Origin of the sequence: Catellatospora sp. KI3, from assembly GCF_029948125.1 — a bacterium.
GTDB lineage: Bacteria > Actinomycetota > Actinomycetes > Mycobacteriales > Micromonosporaceae > Catellatospora.
Window position 1 is genome coordinate 403,280 of record NZ_JASAMB010000004.1, and the last position, 18,205, is coordinate 421,484.

14 protein-coding genes are annotated in these 18,205 nt (G+C 72.1%); 6 read left to right on the forward strand and 8 right to left on the reverse strand.

From position 1 onward, the window contains the following. Positions 1–91: 91 nt before the first annotated feature. Entirely contained in the window at positions 92–2,209 is a 2,118-nt protein-coding gene (locus tag QEZ54_RS10225) for a hypothetical protein (protein ID WP_281304283.1), read from the reverse strand. After that, on the reverse strand, positions 2,206–3,087 hold the full coding sequence (locus QEZ54_RS10230) for a hypothetical protein (RefSeq protein WP_281304284.1): 882 nt from the start codon (positions 3,085–3,087) through the stop codon (positions 2,206–2,208). The genes QEZ54_RS10225 and QEZ54_RS10230 overlap by 4 nt, the downstream gene beginning before the upstream one ends. A gap of 209 nt (positions 3,088–3,296) precedes the next feature. On the opposite strand from QEZ54_RS10230, the gene QEZ54_RS10235 reads away from it, so the two are divergent. Beyond that, the gene (locus QEZ54_RS10235) at positions 3,297–4,112 is read left to right on the forward strand and encodes a glycosyltransferase family 8 protein (protein WP_281304285.1); all 816 of its coding nucleotides are present in this window, start codon (positions 3,297–3,299) and stop codon (positions 4,110–4,112) included. A 24-nt stretch (positions 4,113–4,136) separates the two neighbouring features. Here the strand turns inward: QEZ54_RS10235 and QEZ54_RS10240 are convergent, their stop codons facing one another. Next, complete coding sequence (locus QEZ54_RS10240; protein WP_281304286.1) at positions 4,137–5,093, reverse strand: ion transporter; 957 nt, start codon at positions 5,091–5,093, stop codon at positions 4,137–4,139. 191 nt (positions 5,094–5,284) lie between these two features. Here QEZ54_RS10240 and QEZ54_RS10245 point away from each other — a divergent pair, with 191 nt between their 5' ends. Both QEZ54_RS10245 and QEZ54_RS10250 read left to right on the forward strand, forming a co-directional pair. Continuing rightward, entirely contained in the window at positions 5,285–6,043 is a 759-nt protein-coding gene (locus tag QEZ54_RS10245) for a DUF6585 family protein (protein WP_281304287.1), read from the forward strand. A 118-nt stretch (positions 6,044–6,161) separates the two neighbouring features. Further along, positions 6,162–7,481 (forward strand): MFS transporter, encoded by a 1,320-nt coding sequence (locus QEZ54_RS10250; protein ID WP_281304288.1) that lies wholly within the window; start codon positions 6,162–6,164, stop codon positions 7,479–7,481. 61 nt (positions 7,482–7,542) lie between these two features. Here QEZ54_RS10250 and QEZ54_RS10255 read toward each other — a convergent pair whose 3' ends face one another. The 5 genes from QEZ54_RS10255 to QEZ54_RS10275 all read right to left on the reverse strand — a co-directional run bounded on the left by QEZ54_RS10255 (position 7,543) and on the right by QEZ54_RS10275 (position 11,625). Then, positions 7,543–8,436: a M56 family metallopeptidase gene (locus QEZ54_RS10255; RefSeq protein ID WP_281304289.1), complete on the reverse strand. Its 894-nt coding sequence runs from the start codon at positions 8,434–8,436 to the stop codon at positions 7,543–7,545. Beyond that, entirely contained in the window at positions 8,433–8,813 is a 381-nt protein-coding gene (locus QEZ54_RS10260; RefSeq protein WP_281304290.1) for a BlaI/MecI/CopY family transcriptional regulator, read from the reverse strand. The genes QEZ54_RS10255 and QEZ54_RS10260 overlap by 4 nt, the downstream gene beginning before the upstream one ends. Positions 8,814–9,626: 813 nt before the next feature. Continuing rightward, positions 9,627–10,343 carry a cation transporter gene (locus QEZ54_RS10265; protein ID WP_281304291.1) on the reverse strand — a complete coding sequence of 239 codons (717 nt, stop codon included), beginning with the start codon at positions 10,341–10,343 and terminating at the stop codon, positions 9,627–9,629. Then, positions 10,343–10,672 carry a metalloregulator ArsR/SmtB family transcription factor gene (locus QEZ54_RS10270; RefSeq protein WP_281304292.1) on the reverse strand — a complete coding sequence of 110 codons (330 nt, stop codon included), beginning with the start codon at positions 10,670–10,672 and terminating at the stop codon, positions 10,343–10,345. The genes QEZ54_RS10265 and QEZ54_RS10270 overlap by 1 nt, the downstream gene beginning before the upstream one ends. A 269-nt stretch (positions 10,673–10,941) precedes the next feature. Next, positions 10,942–11,625, reverse strand: coding sequence for a DUF899 family protein (locus tag QEZ54_RS10275; protein WP_281304293.1), 684 nt, complete (start codon positions 11,623–11,625; stop codon positions 10,942–10,944). A gap of 381 nt (positions 11,626–12,006) precedes the next feature. On the opposite strand from QEZ54_RS10275, the gene QEZ54_RS10280 reads away from it, so the two are divergent. The 3 genes from QEZ54_RS10280 (at position 12,007) to QEZ54_RS10290 (ending at position 17,877) form a co-directional block, all read left to right on the forward strand. Continuing rightward, positions 12,007–12,189 carry a hypothetical protein gene (locus QEZ54_RS10280; protein ID WP_281304294.1) on the forward strand — a complete coding sequence of 61 codons (183 nt, stop codon included), beginning with the start codon at positions 12,007–12,009 and terminating at the stop codon, positions 12,187–12,189. Between the two features lie 208 nt (positions 12,190–12,397). Further along, positions 12,398–16,048 (forward strand): GTPase, encoded by a 3,651-nt coding sequence (locus QEZ54_RS10285; protein WP_281304295.1) that lies wholly within the window; start codon positions 12,398–12,400, stop codon positions 16,046–16,048. Then, on the forward strand, positions 16,045–17,877 hold the full coding sequence (locus QEZ54_RS10290) for a GTPase domain-containing protein (protein ID WP_281304296.1): 1,833 nt from the start codon (positions 16,045–16,047) through the stop codon (positions 17,875–17,877). The genes QEZ54_RS10285 and QEZ54_RS10290 overlap by 4 nt, the downstream gene beginning before the upstream one ends. Positions 17,878–18,205 lie beyond the last annotated feature (328 nt).

Here is an 18,205-nt window from a genome sequence, read left to right on the forward strand (position 1 = left end):
ACATGAGTCACTCTTGCCGCCGATCGCGACGCGTGCTGGGACGTTCCCGGACCGCGGCCGGCGCACACCCGGCACCGGCAGAAGGCCCAGGTCAGTACACGAACCGCAGCCGGGTCATCACCTGGCTCAGTTCACCGGCGGCACCGGTCGGCATCCGGCCCGCGACGGTGCGCAGCATCCCGTCGGCGGCCACCGACACCCAGACGACGCCGTCCTCGGTAGGCGACACGCGTACGAACCGGGCCGTCCCCGGCAGCGAGTTGATCTGCTGCGCGGCGGTCCCGGTGACGATCGCCTGCGCGGACATGGCCTTGATCAGCCGGTCGGCCACCTTGCCCGCCAGCTGCTCGCGCTCGGCCTCGGTACGGTACCCGCTGGTCAGCGGCACCGACCGGACCGACAGGCGGCGCAGCCGGTCCGGTGCGGACAGGTCGACGGCACCGCTGACGGTGTCGGTCAGCTGCCAGGTGTCCGGCTGGCACAGCTCGATCCCGCCGACCCAGTCGCCGTACGGCTTCATCGTCAGCGGGGACTGCTCCTGCCCGGCCGTGGTCGCCCCCAGCAGCCGCCCGTCGGCGTAGAAGCTGACCCGGTACTCCCCCGACGTACGGCATCCGGACATGAACAGCGTCACCTGGTACGGCAGGAACTGCGCGGACTCGTCGGCGTTCCAGACCAGGTGCACGCTCTGGTTGGCCAGCTCGCTCCAGCCCTGCACGCCGTCGCCCCGGTGGTTGACCACCACCGACACCCGGGCCCCGCGCGGGATGTGCCGCAGCTGGTAGTGCACGGTGAGGATCGACCCTGCCGACGTCGCCCCCAGCCCCGATATCTCGGCCGACGGTGCCGCCACGGCGGCGCCGGGCGCCTCCATCTCGGCCTGCGCCGCCACCGTCATCGCCTGCAGCCGTCGGACTGCCGGTTCCAGATCGGACTGCTGCCCGGCCAGCGTCTCGAGGGTGGCCCGCATGCTGGCGAAGGTCTCCCGCCGCTCCTCGACGTACGGCCGGGCGCGCGTGACCTCCAGGCCGCGGCGCAGCGCGTCCGCGGCGGCGCCCTCCCGGTGCTGCCCGAGCAGCGCGAGCGTCAGGTTGATCCACGGGATGGGCAGGTTCGCGTTGCGGCTGATGGCCTGGCGGGAGTAGTCCTCCGACCGGCGGTAGTCCTCCAGGTGGAAGTAGATGGCGCCGAGACCGGCCGTGGTCGTGAAGTCGTCGCCACCGAGCTCGACGGCGCGCAGCAGGTCGGCGGCGGCGGCTTCGCGGGCCTGCTTGCTGCTGGCGCTGAACACGAACGTCGACGTCTGCCCCTCCGGGCTGTCGGCGAGCTGCCGGGCCTGGGCGCGCCGCTGGTAGGCGACGGCGTAGTCGCCGTACGCGGCGATGGCCCGGCTGTAGTCGGCGACCGCCTGGAGGAAGTCGCGCCGGGCGGCGGCGTGGTCACCGGCGATGACCGCCGCGATCGCCGCCTCCGGCACCCGGTCGGCGGGCCGGACCGCGACCACCACGCTGGTGGCGGTGCAGGCGGTCACGATGACGACGGCGGGCCAGATGAGGTAGCGCCGGACGCCGGGCGCCACGGTCAGGGCCAGGCCGAGCAGGGTGAGCGCGACGGCGAGCAGGGTGACCACGCCGACATACAGATCGGACTTGTCGCCCCAGGAACCGGCGTGCAGCTGCGCGGCCTGCTGGCGCAGGGTCGCCGCGTTCGGGCCCTCCATCAGCTGGTCCCAGAGCCGGTCGTGGCGGCGTTCGTAGGCCGGGTCGGTCAGCACCTTCGACACATCGGACACCTTCGCCGCGGCCGCGCGCCAGGTCTTCGCGTCGGCGGCCGCCTTCGCGTCGCCGAGCAGCTCCGCGGTGATCTCGGCGATGTCGCCGCGCCGGGTGATCGTCGAGACCTCCATGTAGTTCGCGGCGTCCTCGTAGAAGGCGTCCTGCGCGCTGTTCTGGTCGGCCAGGGCCAGCACCGACGAGCGCTGCGCCTCGCGGCCCACGGTGGCCTGCCGGGCGCCCGCGTCGGCGGCCGCGAAGCCGATCAGCCCGCCGAGCAGCGCGATCAGCGCGACTGAGACGGCGACCCGCCGCTTGAACACGGTGTCGAGTTCGTTGTCGAACTCGGCGTCGGTGGGCTCGGCCGCGACGGCCGCGGGGTCCATGTCGGACACGACGTCTCCGGGGGCGGTGGGGTACGGGTCGGTGCTGGTCATACGGCGGCGATCACCGCGGCGGTGACGGCGGCGGCGTAGCCGACGGCCGAGAGGCCGACCAGGGCGATGCGGGCCGACCGGCGGCGCGCGACGCGGGCGAAGGTCAGCAGTGCCACGACGGCGAGCAGGCCGACCACGCTGAGGTTGAGCCGGCGTGAGACGCCGCGCTGGGCGTCGGCGCGGGCGGCGGTCGCGTCGGGCTGGGAGTCGGCGATCGCGAACTGGTCGAACTGGTGCAGTGCCGCCTGGTACTGCGCGTCGGTGTCGAACCGCGTGGTCGCGTCGGCGCCCTGGAGGAACTGGTTGATGCCGGTGCGGATCCGGTAGCTGCGCGCCAGCTGCCGGGCCACCTCGGCCTCGCGCGGATCGGTGAGCCCGCTGACGTCGGCGTCGGCGAGCATGTGCCGGTAGTGCGCGGCCATGCCGCTGAAGGCGTGCGTCTGCGAGCGGGCCGAGGTCAGCTTCTGGTGCATGAGCACGGTCTCGATCACGGCCTGCTGGTCCAGGTCGGCGGCGGCGGAGTCGCTGCGCAGCGAGAAGTAGGTGACCGCGGCTCCGGTGATGGTGGCGACGCCGATCGCGATGGCCACGACCAGCTCGTGCCGCCGGGAGGTGCGCGCGGGCGGGCGCGGCACCCGAAGCTGCGGCCAGCGGCGCTGGGCGACCAGGCGCGGCACCACGGCCTCGGCGGCTGGATCCGGTGGCAGCACGGATTCGGCCGGGTCGAGGGGCAGCGCGGCGGTCACGGCGAGCGGATCGAGCGGCAGGGCCGCCCCGGCGGCAGGCGCCACCGGGCCCGCGGCCGGTGGCGGACCGGGCTGCGGTGCGCTGGGCTGCGGTGTACCGGGCAGCGGCTCGGGCAGGTCGTCGGCGGCCATACCGGAAGTCAACGGGTCGGCGCCGAGGGGAGCAAGTGGACGATTCAGCGGTCTTGGCAGCCGGAAGTATCACGACCGGTGGGCTTTCGTTCGGGGCGACCGGCCACGTCGCAAGTTTCCAGCAGATAGGTGCAAAATATTTACTGTATCCGTGCCAGATTTTGATACCAATGTTCAGTGATCCGGTTAAGTTTTGCTATACAGCCGGAGTGGATATCGCTTTCGCGTTCGACGAGGCCTACGCCGGACACGCCCGGGTCGCCCTGGAGTCGGTGCTGGATTCCCGGGCGCACGACGACGTCACGTTCTGGCTGCTGACCACCGACCGGGTGGCCAAGGAGCAGGAACGCTCGCTGCGGCGGCAGCTCGCCGGGCGGGGACGGCTGCACCTGCTCACCACCGGTGACGCGTACCGGTCGCTGCCGGTGGCCGACCTGGACGCCATGGCCTGGCTCACGCCCGGCATGTACCTGCGACTGCTGCTGCCGGACCTCGTCGACGGCCCCGATCGCCTGCTCTACCTCGACGCCGACCTCCACGTCTGCGGCGACCTCGGTCCGCTGTGGCAGGTGCCGCTCGACGGGGTGCCGCTCGCGGCGGTGCGCGACGCGTTCGCCGACCGCTTCGACGCCTTCGGCGGCATTCCCGGGGCCGGGCCGGAGCATCCGGCCGACGCGCCGTACTTCAACTCCGGGGTCATCCTGATCAACCTGGCCCGGTGGCGCGAGCTGGAGGTGACCGAGCGCTGCCTGGCCTACCTGGCCGAGAACAGCGGGCGGCTGCGCTTCCCCGACCAGGACGCGCTGAACCTCGTCGCGTACGAACGCTGGCGGCGACTGCCTCCGACCTGGAACAACATGTGCAGCTACGAGCTGGAACCGATGACCGCGCCCGAGCGTGCCGCGCGGGACGTACGCATCATGCACTTCGCCGGGCCGCGCAAGCCGTGGACGGAGGGTTTCCGCCCCGGCTTCCGCCAGCAGCGCCACCGCGACCTCGCCGCCCGGGTGGCGGCCTACGCCTGAGCGCCGGGCGCGTGGCGACCCGCGCTAGTTCCTGGTCGAGGTGCGGTCGGCGGAGGCGTGATCGGTCCAGGCGGCCGGACGGTCGCGGTCGAGGCGCAGGTCGCGCTCGAGCTGGTCCAGCACGGCCCGCAGGTCGTCCAGCCGCTGACTGATCATGATCCGGTCGACGTCGTCGGGCTCGCCGTCACCGTCGGAATCGAAGTCCGGCGCCAGGCCCCGGGTCATGTCCAGCCGGCGCGCCTCCTCCATCGAGTTGACGATGACCGCCATCAGGATGTTGAGCAGCAGGTTCGCGGTGATGAGAACGTAGCTGACGTAGTACACGAGTGTCCACGGGGACAGCGCCAGGCCCTGCTCGATCAGGTCGGGCAGCGTCTCCAGGGACAGCAGCACGAACAGGGTCAGCACCGCGCGGCCGATCGTGCCGTACTGCTCCGGGTACTCGTCCGCGAAGATCAGCCACCCGGCCATGCCGTACACGTAGAAGGTGACCATGGCCAGGGCCAGGAAGCCGCCGACGCCCGGCAGGCTGCGCAGCAGTGCGTTCACGATCGTGCGCAGTCCGGGCGAGAACCGCACCAGCCGCACCACCCGCGCGATGCGCACGATGCGCAGCATGGCCGAGTCGCCGTGCAGCCCCGGCACGAAGGTGGCCGCGATCACCACGAGGTCGAAGACGTTCCAGCCGTGCCGGAAGAAGTCCTGCGGCCGCCGGCCGTAGCTGAGCAGGCGGATCGCGATCTCGGCGACGAAGACGAGCCGGAACGCCCACTCCAGGGCGTGCAGCCACGGCCGCGCCGACCCCAGGTCGGGGTAGGTCTCGATGCCGAGCAGGACGGCGTTGGCGCCGATGGCCACGATGATCGCCGTCTCGAAGGCACGGGACCCCGCGACCCGGCCGCACCAGCCGGTGAACCGCGGCGCCCGCGGCGCCCGGGCGTCCTCCTGCCGCGGCGGGCGCGGCTCGACGAGCAGGCTCATTCCCCGATCCGGGGCGATGGCGGGGCGGGCGTCCGTCGCGGCGCGGGCGGGAATGGCATGGCACCACCTTACGGGCAGCCGCCTGGACGCCTGGCGCCACTGCCTGCGGCGGCGCTCGGCCCAGGACCAGGCCCCAGCCGGTACGGCCGGCGGCCGTTGACCGGCGTACGGCCAGCCGCGAGGATGCATCCATGCACAGCAATGTGGACAGACGGCCGTTCGGCGAGGCGGCCGCCGAGGCGGGCCTCGGCGAGATCGTCGGCCGCTACCGGTCCCCCATCGGCGCCGACATCTTCCTCACCGCCGTCACCGCCGGACTGGGCCTGGTCATCCTGCTGGCCAGCAACGGCGCGGGTGGAGCCATCACGATCGGCGTCGTCCTGCTGGTCCTCGCCGGGATCGCCGCCTGGGTCGCCCGCCGCAAAGCGGGCGCGTGCCGGTACCTGCACCGCAACGGCTCGCTGACCATCGACCACACCGGCGCGGTCACCTCGCTGTTCACCTGGGACGACGTGGCGCACGTGCGGGTGTGGGTCCGGGTGCTCAACCTGGTCAGCGCGTACGTCGAGGTGCTGCAGTGCCGGGTCGAGCTCAAGGACGGCACGGTCGTCGACCTGGCCAAGCCCGACTACAAGGGCAAGCCGGAGCTGGTCGCGTACGTGGAGAAGTCCGTCGCGGCCGTCCTGCTGCCGGTCAAGACCGACGAGGCGCTGCGCACCGGCGCCGCCGTCTTCGGGCCGATCACGCTGACCGGCGACGGGGTCCGCAGCGGCGACGAGTACGCCGCCCGGTCGGCCATCACGAGAGTGGAGACCGGCAAGACGCACCTGAAGGTCTGGGCGGGGCAGCGCAAGCCCGTCATCTCCGTGCGGCTGCGCGACATCCCCGACGCTGCCGTGCTGCTGCACCTGCTGCGGCAGTGGCCGGTCGCCGAGCAGCCCAAGGAGTAGGTTCCGCCTCGCAGATCCTGCGCCAGACCTCACCAGCCAGGTTGATATGTAGACCTTGACATGAACTCCTACGGTGTGTCGGAGTTAGGGGTAATTAGGTCTGCTTCATCATCTCCTGGTGGGTCCAACGATCGAAGGACCCGCTGCTGAACGCCTGCACGGTGACAGCAAGCGGGTCGTCATTTCGCGTGCGCTGCGCACGTTCGGGTTCGGCTGCGCCAGCGTCCTGCTGGCCACCCGGCTCAGCACCGCCGGCTACTCCCCCACCGAGATCGGGGTGCTCGTCGCCGTCGCCTGCGCAGGCAGCGTCGCCGGCACGGTCGTCATGGCACTGTTCGCCGACCGCATGGGCCGCCGACTCGCGCTGATCGTATCCGCGCTGCTCATGGCCGCCGCCGGAGCCGTCTTCGCGACCTGTGACAGCTACCCCCTGCTGCTGGCGGCGGCGTTCCTCGGCACGATCTCGCCGTCGACCAACGACAACACCCCGTTCAGCGGCGTCGAGCAGGCGATCCTCGCTCACCAGAGCACCACCGGCACCCGCACCCGCGTCTTCACCGCCTACAACGTCACCGCGCAGATCGCCGGGGCGCTGGGTGCTCTGGCCGCAGCAGGCCTGGCGGCACTGACCGGACCCGACGCCGCACGACACGCCTTCGTCCTGTACGCGCTGGCGGCCCTCGCCGCCGGCCTCGTCGTCACCCGGATGACCGCGCACGCGGAGTCCCGCACAAGACAAAGCAGCGCCAGCTCCATCGAAGCGGTTCGGGTGCCCGCAGAAGGCAGAGCGTTGGCCGCGCTGTCGGGACTCGACGCGTTCGCCGGCGGCCTGGTCGTCCAGGCGCTGCTCGCCTGGTGGCTGCACGAACGCTTCGACGTGTCCGTCGGCGCGCTCGGCACCCTCTTCTTCGCGATGAACCTGCTCGCAGCCGCCGCGCAACTGGCCGCACCGGCGCTGAGCGCGCGCAGCGGCCTGCTGGCGACGATGCTGTGGCCGCACGCCGTGTCCAACGTCGTCCTGCTGGGTGTCGCGTTCGCGCCGTCGTTTCCCGTCGCCGCCGGCCTGCTACTGGTCCGCCATGCCCTGTCGAAGATCGACGTACCGGCCCGGCAGGCGTTCACGGCCGCACTCGTGACACCCCCGCAGCGCACCGCCGTGGCCAGCATGACCGCCGCCGCCCGTGGCATCGCCGTCAGCACCAGCCCGCTGGCTGCCACGGCACTGTCGATACCGCCGCTGGCAGAGTTCGGTACGCCGCTCATCGCCGCGGCGGTGCTGGCCCTGTGCTACGACGCGCTGATGCTGCGCACGTTCGGGCCCGCACCCTGGGGACGTCGCGGCGGCGTGATCCTGTCCCGGCCGCTGCCCGTCGACCGGGCCGAGGTCCGCATCGACCCGCAGCCGGTGTCGGCGCCCGTGGAAGGCTCCCGCCGTTGACCCACCCGCCGCCTGCGCGGGTCAGGGAACTGCTGCTGAGCGTGCCGTCCCGCGAACGGGTTCAGGTCAGCATCGCCAGCCACGCTCCAGCGACCTCGACGAAGTCGGCGGCTGCCACCGCGGTGGCCGCAAGCAGCGCCGCGCACAGCGCCGCGACACCGGCCACCGGCTGCCAGCGGCTGGCCGTACGCGGACACTGCATGGCCATCACCCGTTCGACGGCGCCGGAGCCGCTCATCCCCATCGCCGGGGCCACCTGGCGGCGCCGTCCGGCCAGCGACGCCTTCGCGACCGCCTGTGCCACCAGCCGCCGGTCGCCGACCACCGCTGCGGCGTCCTCGTCGGCCCACCGCTCCACCAGGTGCCCGACCAGCGACGCCATCGGGTACAGCAGCGGGTTCACCGCCACCGCCCAGCTCGTCGCGGTCACCCACTGATGGTGGCGACCACGCAGATGCGCGTTCTCGTGCGCGAACAGCACCCGCTGCTCCCCCGCGCTCAGCACCCGCAGCATTCCCGACGTGACCAGCACATGCCCCGGACGCCCCGGCACCGCCACCGCGAACGGCTCGGCCCAGTCGGCGACCACCAGCCCCGCCGTGGGCGTGCCGGCGGCGCGAAGCTCGCGCAGCACCCGCCACCGGAGCCGGACGTCAGCGATCAGTCTGCCGACACTGACCAGCAGCATCAGCCCGGCGGCGAGCGCCACCAGCCCCGGCACAGGTTTCGGCAGGCCCAGTTCGGGCCGGTCGTCGAACTGCCACAGCGGCGGAAGGTCGTCGAACAGCGTCAGCGACAGCAGCGTCAGAGAACATACGAACCCGGCGGCAGCCACGGCCGCGGCAGCGGCAACGGCCCGCGCGCCAGCCGACGGCGAGACCCGCCCGGCCATGAACCTTGCCGCGTACGGGAGCAGCGCCGACAGCACCAGCGGCAGATACACCCAGGTCCTCACCTGCCCTCCCGCTCAAGGTCGGCCAGCAGCCGGCGCAGCACCTGCGCCTCGGCGTCGTCGAGCGACTCGGCGAAACGCTGCAGCGTCAACTGCCGGTCGCCGACACCGTCGAGCGTGGCGTGCAGCTTCGCCGCGGCGGCGTCGGCCTCGCTGCGCACCGGCTCGTAGGAGTGCGCCCGACCAGCCCGGCTGCGGCGTACGACATTCTTGTCGACCAGCCGGATCAGAATCGTCTGGACCGTGTTGTACGCCGGCGCCGGCACCAGCTCCGCCTGGACCTCGGCGGGGGTCATCGACCGGCCCGCCGCCCACAGCACGCTCATCACCTGGCTCTCGAGCTCACCTGCTGCCCGCTTCCGGCCGTCGCTATCGTTCATCCCCTTGCTTTCTGCTGGGCGCAGTCTCAGCGTCGCGCCGTCCTGGCTAGACGGCCCCGCACCGCTCAACGACACAACAGCCGAGCCCGGCATGCTCCCGTGGCCACGACACCCGCGTCCACCGATCGGCACCCCCTGCCGGAGGACCACTCATCTCGTACTGCGCAGCGGGCAGCGCTTGCGAGTCTGGCGAGGACAGGCAGGAAGCGCGAGACCTGCCCGGCCATGGAACCCGGGACCGCGCACCTGCACTGACGAAATGTACGTACCTACCGAAACGAAGGCCCGCAAAGCGGGTCGTCTCTGAGTAAGGCCGCCGGAGAGGCGATGACAGGACGACAAGCCCTCCTGCCCCCGTTCTCGCAGTTCACAGGCCGGACATAGCTGTCACCGCCTGCCGGTGACAAGCGGTGACAGCTCGAGCCCGCCGACCTCAGCGGTTTTCAAGACCAGTCAAGGTTGTGGCTTTCACCTGCGTAAACACTTTCGTTCTTACGTCTCGGCCCGTGCATTGCCCGGATCTTGGTGTGGTGCGGTGCGCCTGGCTCGAAGTTGTTCGTAGCGGTCGCGGGGTTCAGCTGTGAGCGGGTTGATGCCGTGGCGCAGGCACCAGGTGAAATGGAAGACGGCGCCGAGGACCGGTAGACCGAGCAACCACACGAAGGTCCATGGTCGGCCTGCGGTGGCGCCGACGATGCCGGTGACGGCGAGGTAGGCCAGCCATCGGGCGATGCGCGCCCAGAGGGGCGGACGGTTTCGAAGTGCCCGAAGGCCGGGGTGAGGATCGAGATGAGGACGGCTGCGGTGAGCCATTCAGCGGCCATCGTGCCCCTCGCCTGAGGTGGGGGTGCAGCAGTCGTTTGCTGAGGTGCAGCCTTCGGCGCTGGCGGGTAGGGCGCAGTCGTCGCAGTGCTCGCCGCGCCAGGCGCCTACGCCTTCCTTCACCGCGACGGCGGCGATGACCAGGGCCGCGAGCGGGTCGGCCCAGGTCCAGCCGAACGCCCAGTTCAGTAGAAGTCCGGCGAGCAGGATCGCCGACAGGTAGGTGCAGAGCAGGGTTTGGGTGCTGTCGGCTACGACGGTTGCGGAGCCGAGTTCGCGTCCGGTGCGGCGTTTGGCCCAGACCAGCAGCGGCATGACCACGACGGAGGTCGCGGCGACGGCTACGCCGACCGGGGACACTTCGGCCTGGGTGGCGCCTAGCAGGTGCCGGACGGAGTCGAAGGCGATCCAGGCGGCGAGGGCGAAGAACGATGCGGCGATCAGCTTCAGGGCGGTTCGTTCACGCGCCTCGGGCAGCTTGGAGCGGAATTGCCAGATCACGACCAGGGCGGAGGACACCTCTATGAAGGAGTCGAGCCCGAAGCCGACCAGCGCGGCGGAGGTGGCGGCGGCGCCGGCCGCGATGGCCACAATGCCTTCGAGCAGGTTGTAGCCAGCGGTGGCGTAGGCCAGCAGCAGGCTGCGGCGGTTGAGTACGGCCCGCCTCTGTGGGCTGAGCGGCTGGCGGAGCATGGTCGGGCTGGTCATCAGCAGCAGTTGTCGGTGTCGGCGGTGGGGCATGCCTGCGGGTCGACGGTGAGCACGACGCCGAGGAGGTCGCCCAGGGCGTGGGCGAGTCGGCGGTCGGTCAGCTCGTAGCGGGTGCGTCGGCCTTCGGGTACGGCGACGACCAGGCCGCAGCCGCGTAGGCAGGCAAGGTGGTTGGACATGCTCTGCCGGGACACGCCGAGCAGGTCGGCCAGGTCAGCCGGATAGGCCGGGCCATCGCGCAGCGCCAGCAGCAGGCGGGAGCGGGTCGGGTCAGACAGCGCGTGACCGAAGCGGGCCAGCACCTCGGCATGTGCGATCACTTCCATAACCCGACGGTACATCGGATCATGTATTCATGGAATGATGAATCGTGAGGCGACCAGCGCCGGAGTCGGCAGCACGCAGCAGCGGCGGTCACGAAGACCGCCATGGCACACGCCCGCGACCTGCACTGATGGCATCTAACCTCGGCCGCGGCCCGCCTATTGCCCACGTCGGCGGAGTCACCTGCCAGCGGGAGGGCGGCGACAGCGGTGAACATCGGTCCGCCCGCCGCGTGTTGCCGCAGCTCGACTAGCCGACCGTGACGGTCGGGCTAGGCAGCGGGTGCGTCCGTGACGCCCCATTGCGCCAGCGGGCGGCCATCGGTACGCCACTGGTGCTGGCCGGTCGGGATCCTCGGCCAGCCCTCAGGAGAGTCCTCCCACGCCTCCTGACGTCCGAACACGGTGCGGTCCAGCAGGCTGTAGGACCAGAAGCCCGCCTCGTTGCCGCGGTCGGTCGTCCAGTACGTCTCGTACACGCGTCCATGATCGTCGCGCACGTAGCAGCCGAGCCAGCCGAAATCCCGGCCTGCCAGCAGCCCGTCGCCCGCGTCGCGCGCCGAGTACCACGGTGCCGTGTAGCCCATGAAGTCCGCGTACGGCCGGCTCTCCTCGTAGGTGCCCTCGCAGAAGTAGGCCAGTGTCACGTCGCGGGCGTGCAGGTGCGCCAGCGGGCCCTGGACCTGCGATGCGAAGTAGGTGCAGCCGATGCACTGCCGTTCGGCCGGCTGGCCGTCATGCCACATGTGGAAGTAGCCGACGAGCATCCGCCGCCCTTCGAAGGCGTCCAGGAACAGAACCTCGCCGTTCGCACCGACCACGGTGACAGACCCGGGAATCTCGATCATCGGTAGTCGGCGGCGCTCCGCGGCGATCGCGTCGCCCGCGCGGCTGTGCGCCTTCTCCTTGGCCAGCAGGCCGGCACGGGCGGCCTCGTACTCATCGCGGCCGGTCACGGCCGGCAGTGCGGAGACTGCCAACGGCTCCGTGGGCAGGTGGCGCACAGTCACTCCTCCTTCTCGGCAGTCCGCCGCCCAACGCCCGGGCCGGTTTCACCAGCCCGGTCCGGCCACGGCACGTGAAGTCATCGACGGCTGAGCTTACAAGACCAACCGCGATCGCCTCGGCCCCGGAAATCGGCGAGCCGGCCACGCCGCTGTGTGGAAAGCCGATGACCTGGCCGCCTCGGGCCGGACGATGGCTCCGCGGAACTCCCTGCCCCGGTAGCCGCCGCCACCCGCCACCCGTCTGGGCCTGTCACACGTGCCGGGTGGAGGCGGCATGACAGTGTGTCCGCCCTGCGCATAGCGGCGCGGTGGCGCGGGAATGCCGGTCGCATGAGTCAGCCGAATCTGGACCCTGAGCACTACCCGCCGATCGATCCGTCCGAGCCCGTCCCCGACGATCCCGGTGAACTGCTGCCCGACGCGCCGGAGGTGCTGCCCGCGGCACCGGTCGAGCCGATGCCCGGCGAGGAGGATCCTGGCGGCGATCCTGGGCGCGTACGCGAGCCCGCATAGCGTCGCCTCAGCACGACGCGGTGACCGTTTGGCAGGATCTCGGCGAGCATCGACGACGGTGACCGACACCGTCCGGCAGGCCAGGACCCTACGCACCGGGCGGCGCACCGGATGCTGTCACACCGGCAGAGGAGACTGGGACCTCGTCCCCGTACCCTCGACCGACTGTGCGCCACCTGGTGCGTGTGAAGGAGATGGCGGTGCCCGCATGACCGATCCGGCGACGACCCCTGACCCGGTGACCACCTCCGACAGCGGAGCGCAGTTCCAGCGCGCCTGCGCCACGGCGGTGGCGCAGAGCCGACCGGTCGCGGCCCGCCTGCGCGAGCTGGTGACGCGGCTGGACGCGGGCCTGTCGGACGGCGCGCCCACCGGGGGCGCGGCCCAGGACGAGGCCGGGCTGCTCGCCGCGAGGACGGCCGCGGCGCTGCGCACCATGGTCACCGACCAGCTCGCCGACATCGACACGTTCAACGTCGTCTTCTTCGGGCGGACGGGGGCGGGTAAGAGCACGCTGATCACCGCGCTGGGCCGCGGCGACGGGACGCTCATCTCCCCGGGCGACAACGACTTCACCACCGAGGTCGGGGCGCTGCTGTGGCAGGGCAGCAGGCTGGTCGACACCCCCGGCACCGGCGGCTGGGGTCGCACCGTCGACGCCGGGGAGCTGCACGAACGGGCCCGCGCCGCGGTGCGTACCGCCGACCTGGTGCTGCTGTGCTTCGACGACACCGTCACCCAGATCACCGAGTTCGCGGAGATCTCCCGGTGGGTGGCCGAGTTCGGCAAGCAGGCCATCGCCGTGCTCAACGTCAAGAACGCGCTGTGGCGCCAGCCGCCCCGGGTGCCCGACCCGGCGGTGCGCCGGCAGCTGTCCGACGCGGTGGCCCAGTCGGCACTGTGGCTGCAGGGCCAGCTGGCCGAGATCGGCCTGCCCGAGGTGCCCATCGTCGCGGTCAACAGCAGGCGCGCCGCGTACGCGCGACTGCCTGACAGCTACGACGGCTATGACGCGGTGACCTTCCGCAAGCACCGCCGCGACTACGGCGTCGCCAACCTGATGGCGTGGTCACACGTCGACCTGCTGGAACGGCTGATGACCAGGGCGATCACCACCGACGCGGTCGGGCTGCGGCTGGGCTCCCTGACCCGGCAGCTGGTGTCGCAGGCCTCCGGCGGGGCGCGCGAACTCACCGGCCTGGCCGCGGACCTGCGTGACCGCGCGGTGGTGGTCGAGCAGGCCATCGCCAAGGTGCTGTGGCTGTTCGGCGACTACCGGCACCTGTACTACGCGGCCGGCACGCCGGACATGCCCCCGGCGACCGCCCAGGTGCTCAACGACCTGGTGGAGCTGCAGCGCCGCAGCGACCAGCCCATCTTCGCCGACCGGCCCGGCGTGGTGGTCGACTTCGTGGCCAACCTGATGACCTCCCACTTCGGGCCGCTCGAACGGGTCGCGCTGCGCCGGGCCGAGGTGCTGGTCGACACCGCCTTCACCCACCACCGGGTCATCGCGGGCGACGAGTTCGCCGACACCGTCTTCGTCCAGCCCGAGATCGAGTCCGCGGTGCGGGCCGTGGGGGCCTCGTTCACCACCCACCTGCGGCACCGCCTCGACGCGGTCGAAGCCGACCTGCGCGTCAGCATGCCCACGACCGGCGCGTCCTTCGACGGCAGCGCGGGCAAGGGCCTGCGCACGGGCGGCAACCTCGTCAGGTACGGGTCGGCGATGGCCGCCGCGGGCACCGTGGTGTTCCCGCCGATGGCCCTGGTCGGCATCCTCGGCGACATCATCGGCCGCCGCGTCCGCAAGAAGGGGCTGATCCGCAACCGCGAGTCGCGGGCGGCCGCCCTGGCACAGGCCCGGGTGGCGGTCCGCGAGTACTTCGCACACCTGACCCAGCAGGTGCGGGCCGGGCTGCTGCGCATCGCGTTCGACCAGGTGGTGGCCGCCAGCGGCGAGCTCGTCCGGTCGGCGCTGGCGCTGCGCGAGCAGGAGCACCGGGCGCTGCGGCATGCCGCGCTGCTGACCGCGGCATGCGACGAGATCGGCCCCACCGGGCTGGGGCAGCACACCGTGTCCACGGCGGTCGCCTCGATCGAGGCGGAGTACGCCGCGACCGGCCGGCCCGGACGCCGGGTCTGGCTCGGTGACGACTGGGTCGACGAGGCGCCCGGCGCCGCGACCGTCGACGATGCCGCCGGGCGGCCCTACCCGGCCGAGCACCGGGTCGCGGCGGCCCGGGTGGCGCAGACCGTACGCCGGGCCCGTCCCGTCGCGGCCGGGTCGGCGCAGCGGTGGCTGCGCACGTGGACGGCCAACGGCCACGACCCGGCCGCCGACCCGCAGGCAGAGGCGGTCCTGGCCACGCTGCGCGCCTTGCTCGCCGAACAGGCGCCCCGGGTGGCGGTCGTCGGCGACCGGGGCACCGGCAAGACGGCGCTGATCCGGCGGATGGTGACGCTGACCGGCGCACCGGTGCGGGTCCACGGCGGCCCGACCACGCAGGTGCACCACTACCCGTGGGAGGGGGTCACCCTGGTCGACACTCCTGCGCTCGGCGATCCCGGCACCGCCGAGGCCCTGCACGACGCCGCGTTCATCTGGTACGTGCTCAGCCCCAACCTCACCGCCACCCCGCACCTGGCCGGCCTCGTCTCCGGCGGCCCGTCGGGCGGCGCCGTCCCCCGGCCCGACCGGGTGATCTTCGTGATCGGACACGCCGACGTGATGGGCGCCGACCCGGTGGAGTCACCGGAGGAGTTCGTGCGTCGCTGCCGCCGCAAGGAGGCCGAGCTGCTAGCCGAACTGCACCGGCTCCAGGGCCCGCAGGACCGGTTCATCGGCGCGGTGCAGGTCGTCAGCCTCGCCCCCGATCCCGTCACGGGCGACGGGCGGCCCGCCGACTGGGACGGCACCGAGGACTTCTGCGACGGCTGGCGCTCGTCACGGGCCTGGCTGCTGCCGTCCGCGGTCGAAGCCGGGGTCCTGCTGGGCGCCCTGGGCCGGCTGAGCGGCCTGACCGAGGCGGCGCGGGCGGCACGGGCCGAGGTCGAGCAGGCGCTGGACAGCCTGCGCATGCTCCAGGCCGACCTGCGACTGCGCCTGGAGAACGCCGTCGCGCTGCGAGCGGCGGCCACCGACCGGCTCGACTGGATCATCACCGGCGCGATCCGCGCCCACCTGGACCAGTGGGACTCCGCCGCCGACAAGGAGGAGCAGGCCGCCATCGCGCAGCAGATCCTGCGCCTGCATGAACGGCCCGACCTGCAGGCGTACGTCGACGAGTGGGCCGCCGCCACCCAGCGGCAGGTCGACCACTGGGCGCAGGACATGGCGACCTACGACCCGGCCGGGGCGATCCCGCACCAGCGCGACCCGAACCTGCGCCTGCAGGCACGCTTCCTGCAACGCGCCACCGAAGCGCCGTCGCTGCTGAGCCGCACCGGGGGCGCGGTGTCGGCATTGGCGAAACTCAAGACGGTGGGCCGGCTCGCCGGTGAGGGCAGCGCCGTGGCCGCGCGGTTCATCCGGGTCGCTCCGTTCGTGCCGCTGATCGCCACCACCGTCGAGGACATGCTGTCGGCCCGGTTCCGCAAGCGCCGTGAGGGCGAACGCGAGCAGGGCGAGGCCAGGCTGTTCGACGACGCCCGGCGGTGGGTAGCGCAACTGGTGGGGGCTCATCCCGGACTGTCCTGGCTGTTGACCCAGGGTGGTTTGCTCGAGCAGGCGATCGGCGAGGCGACCGAGCGGCTGCGGGTCGACACGGAGCAGGTCGAGGCGCTCGGCGCGAGGCTGAGCCGGTACGAGGACGCGCGCATCTTGGCAAACGGGCTGCTTGGAGGAGAACACGGATGAGTACGCGATGGGTGCAGCGCCTGCGCGAGGCGGTCGAGGCGGCCACCGGGTCGCAGACCGCCGTTGAAGCCGATCAGGCCTGGCGTCAGGCCGCCGAGTCCGGCACGGTGCGGGTCACCCTGGTGGGGCCGTGGAGCGCGGGCAAGTCGAGCCTGATCAAGCGGCTGCTGGTCGAGGACGGCAGCCCGGTCCCGCAGTGGCTGACCGTCAGCGCCTCCCGCGAGACCTATGAGATCCAGCAGGCCCGGTCGGCAGGTCTGACCTACGTGGACACCCCCGGCCTGGGCAGCGATGAACGCCGCCACGACCAGCTGGCGCTGTCCTCGGTCGCGGCCACGGACCTGCTGGTGGTCGCGGTGACGCCCCAGCTGCTGGGCACCGACGTGGACCGGCTGGCGGCGCTGGTGGACGGGACGGCGATCACCCCGTACGGCGGCCGGTTCTTCCCGCCGGGGGCGCTGGTCGTGGTCATCGCCAAGGCCGACATGGCCGGGGTCGACCCGATCGACGACCTCGACGGATTCCGGGCGATGGCTGACCGCAAACGTGCCTCGGTCGTCACGGCGCTGCGGCGCCTTGTGCCCGGCGAGCTGCCGCCGGTCATCGCGGTCGTCGCCGACCTGGGCGGTCAGCACGCCCGCAACCCGAACCCGAGCGCGGCGGCGTTCGCCGAGGGCCGGGACTGGGACGGCGTGCACGAGCTGCGCGCGGTGCTGGCCGCCGCGGACGCGTCGCGGCTGCGGGCGGCGGCGCACGTGCGGCACTGGGCCAGGACCGGCGCGCTCGCGCTGGAGCAGGCCACGGCGGCGTTGACGCAGTCGCAGGACCGGCAGCGGCGGCTGCGCGCGGACCGGTCCCGGGTGCTGGTGCTGGAGGAGGAGCTGGCGGCGATCGACTCGGCGGCGGCAACCCGGCTGCGCGACGACATCCGCGACGAGATGCACAGCGTGATCATGCAGGGTGAGGTGGACTCCACCGAGCAGCTGGTCGAGCAGATCACCGACCGCGTGAACACGTGCGTGGCGGCCTGGCACGCCGAGTCCACCAGCAAGCTGGTGGCCTTGGCCAGGCGCGCCCAGGTCGAGCTGACCCCCGCCGCGACCGGCCCTGGCGGCCCGGCGGCGGGCCCGCACGTCGAGCGGCTCGTCAAGCAGGCGGCCGCCCCGGCCGCGGGCGGACTCGACGCGCAGCTCAGCGAGTTCGTCGCCAAGGGCCTGCTGGTGGCAGACAAGATGCAGGAGCTGCGGCTGGGCGTCAACAGCGCCGACATACCGCATCACCTCAACGAGTACCAGTCCCTGGTGGACCGCGTCCACCCCGACGCGTACGCCCGGACGCTGTCGCTGCTGGGCGTCGACGGGGTGCTCACCGACCCGCGGTACGCCGGTGAGCTGGCGAGTCTGCAGAAGCACGAGGGTGTGGGTGAGCTCATCGCGTATCTGCGCAAGCCGGGCGGGATCACCAGCCCGGCGCACGCGGAGAAGCTGAAGAACACCGCGCACACCCTGCGGATCGCCGCGGACGTCGCGCCGGTGCTGCTGGAACTGGTGCGGATGCAGCAGCAGGAGCGGGCGTCCCAGCACCTGCGGGACAAGCGGGCGCACCTGCAGGTCCAGGCCGACGGCGCGGCGACCCGGCAGGCCGAGCAGATCCTCGCCAACAGCTGGCGGGGCCAGGTGGCCGAGCTGCGTACGGCGCTGCGGGCAGGAGCCCCTGACGCCGACGCCCTGGCGCTGGCCGAGCGCCAGAGCCTGGAACTGGGCGCGGCCCGCGACACCCTGGACTCGGTGCTGCGCGAGCTGGCAGCCGCTACGACCTTCGAGGACTGAACCCTCGCCCGAACACGGGAGTCCGCACCCGGCGCGGACTCCCGTGTTGCGGCGGTATGTGAGCGGGCCCTCCGGACACCGGCTGGTTTCCCCGGGATCGTGTGGGGCGACGCAGTCGGCCGTCGGGCAGCTGGCCACCGCCCGTGCCGGTGACGTCACGAGCTCCCTGCCAGGCCGGCCCGCGGTTCGTTAGCCTGCCAGGTTGAGGTCGACCAGCAGCGCGTCGGCCAGGCTGGAGTCGATGTCGTCGTCGGAACGGTGCGGGCGCGAGGACGGCAGGACGAACTTGTAGCCGACCTGGCGTACGGTGCCGATCATGGCTTCGTAT

Excerpts from the sequence above, each read along its gene's own strand:
- QEZ54_RS10280 (WP_281304294.1), top strand. The coding sequence starts at position 12,007 with ATGAGTCAGCCGAATCTGGACCCTGAGCACTACCCGCCGATCGATCCG.
- QEZ54_RS10270 (WP_281304292.1), bottom strand. The coding sequence starts at position 10,672 with ATGGAAGTGATCGCACATGCCGAGGTGCTGGCCCGCTTCGGTCACGCG.
- QEZ54_RS10225 (WP_281304283.1), bottom strand. The coding sequence starts at position 2,209 with ATGACCAGCACCGACCCGTACCCCACCGCCCCCGGAGACGTCGTGTCC.
- QEZ54_RS10285 (WP_281304295.1), top strand. The coding sequence starts at position 12,398 with ATGACCGATCCGGCGACGACCCCTGACCCGGTGACCACCTCCGACAGC.
- QEZ54_RS10245 (WP_281304287.1), top strand. The coding sequence starts at position 5,285 with ATGCACAGCAATGTGGACAGACGGCCGTTCGGCGAGGCGGCCGCCGAG.
- QEZ54_RS10265 (WP_281304291.1), bottom strand. The coding sequence starts at position 10,343 with ATGACCAGCCCGACCATGCTCCGCCAGCCGCTCAGCCCACAGAGGCGG.
- QEZ54_RS10260 (WP_281304290.1), bottom strand. The coding sequence starts at position 8,813 with ATGAACGATAGCGACGGCCGGAAGCGGGCAGCAGGTGAGCTCGAGAGC.
- QEZ54_RS10240 (WP_281304286.1), bottom strand. The coding sequence starts at position 5,093 with ATGAGCCTGCTCGTCGAGCCGCGCCCGCCGCGGCAGGAGGACGCCCGG.
- QEZ54_RS10290 (WP_281304296.1), top strand. The coding sequence starts at position 16,045 with ATGAGTACGCGATGGGTGCAGCGCCTGCGCGAGGCGGTCGAGGCGGCC.
- QEZ54_RS10230 (WP_281304284.1), bottom strand. The coding sequence starts at position 3,087 with ATGGCCGCCGACGACCTGCCCGAGCCGCTGCCCGGTACACCGCAGCCC.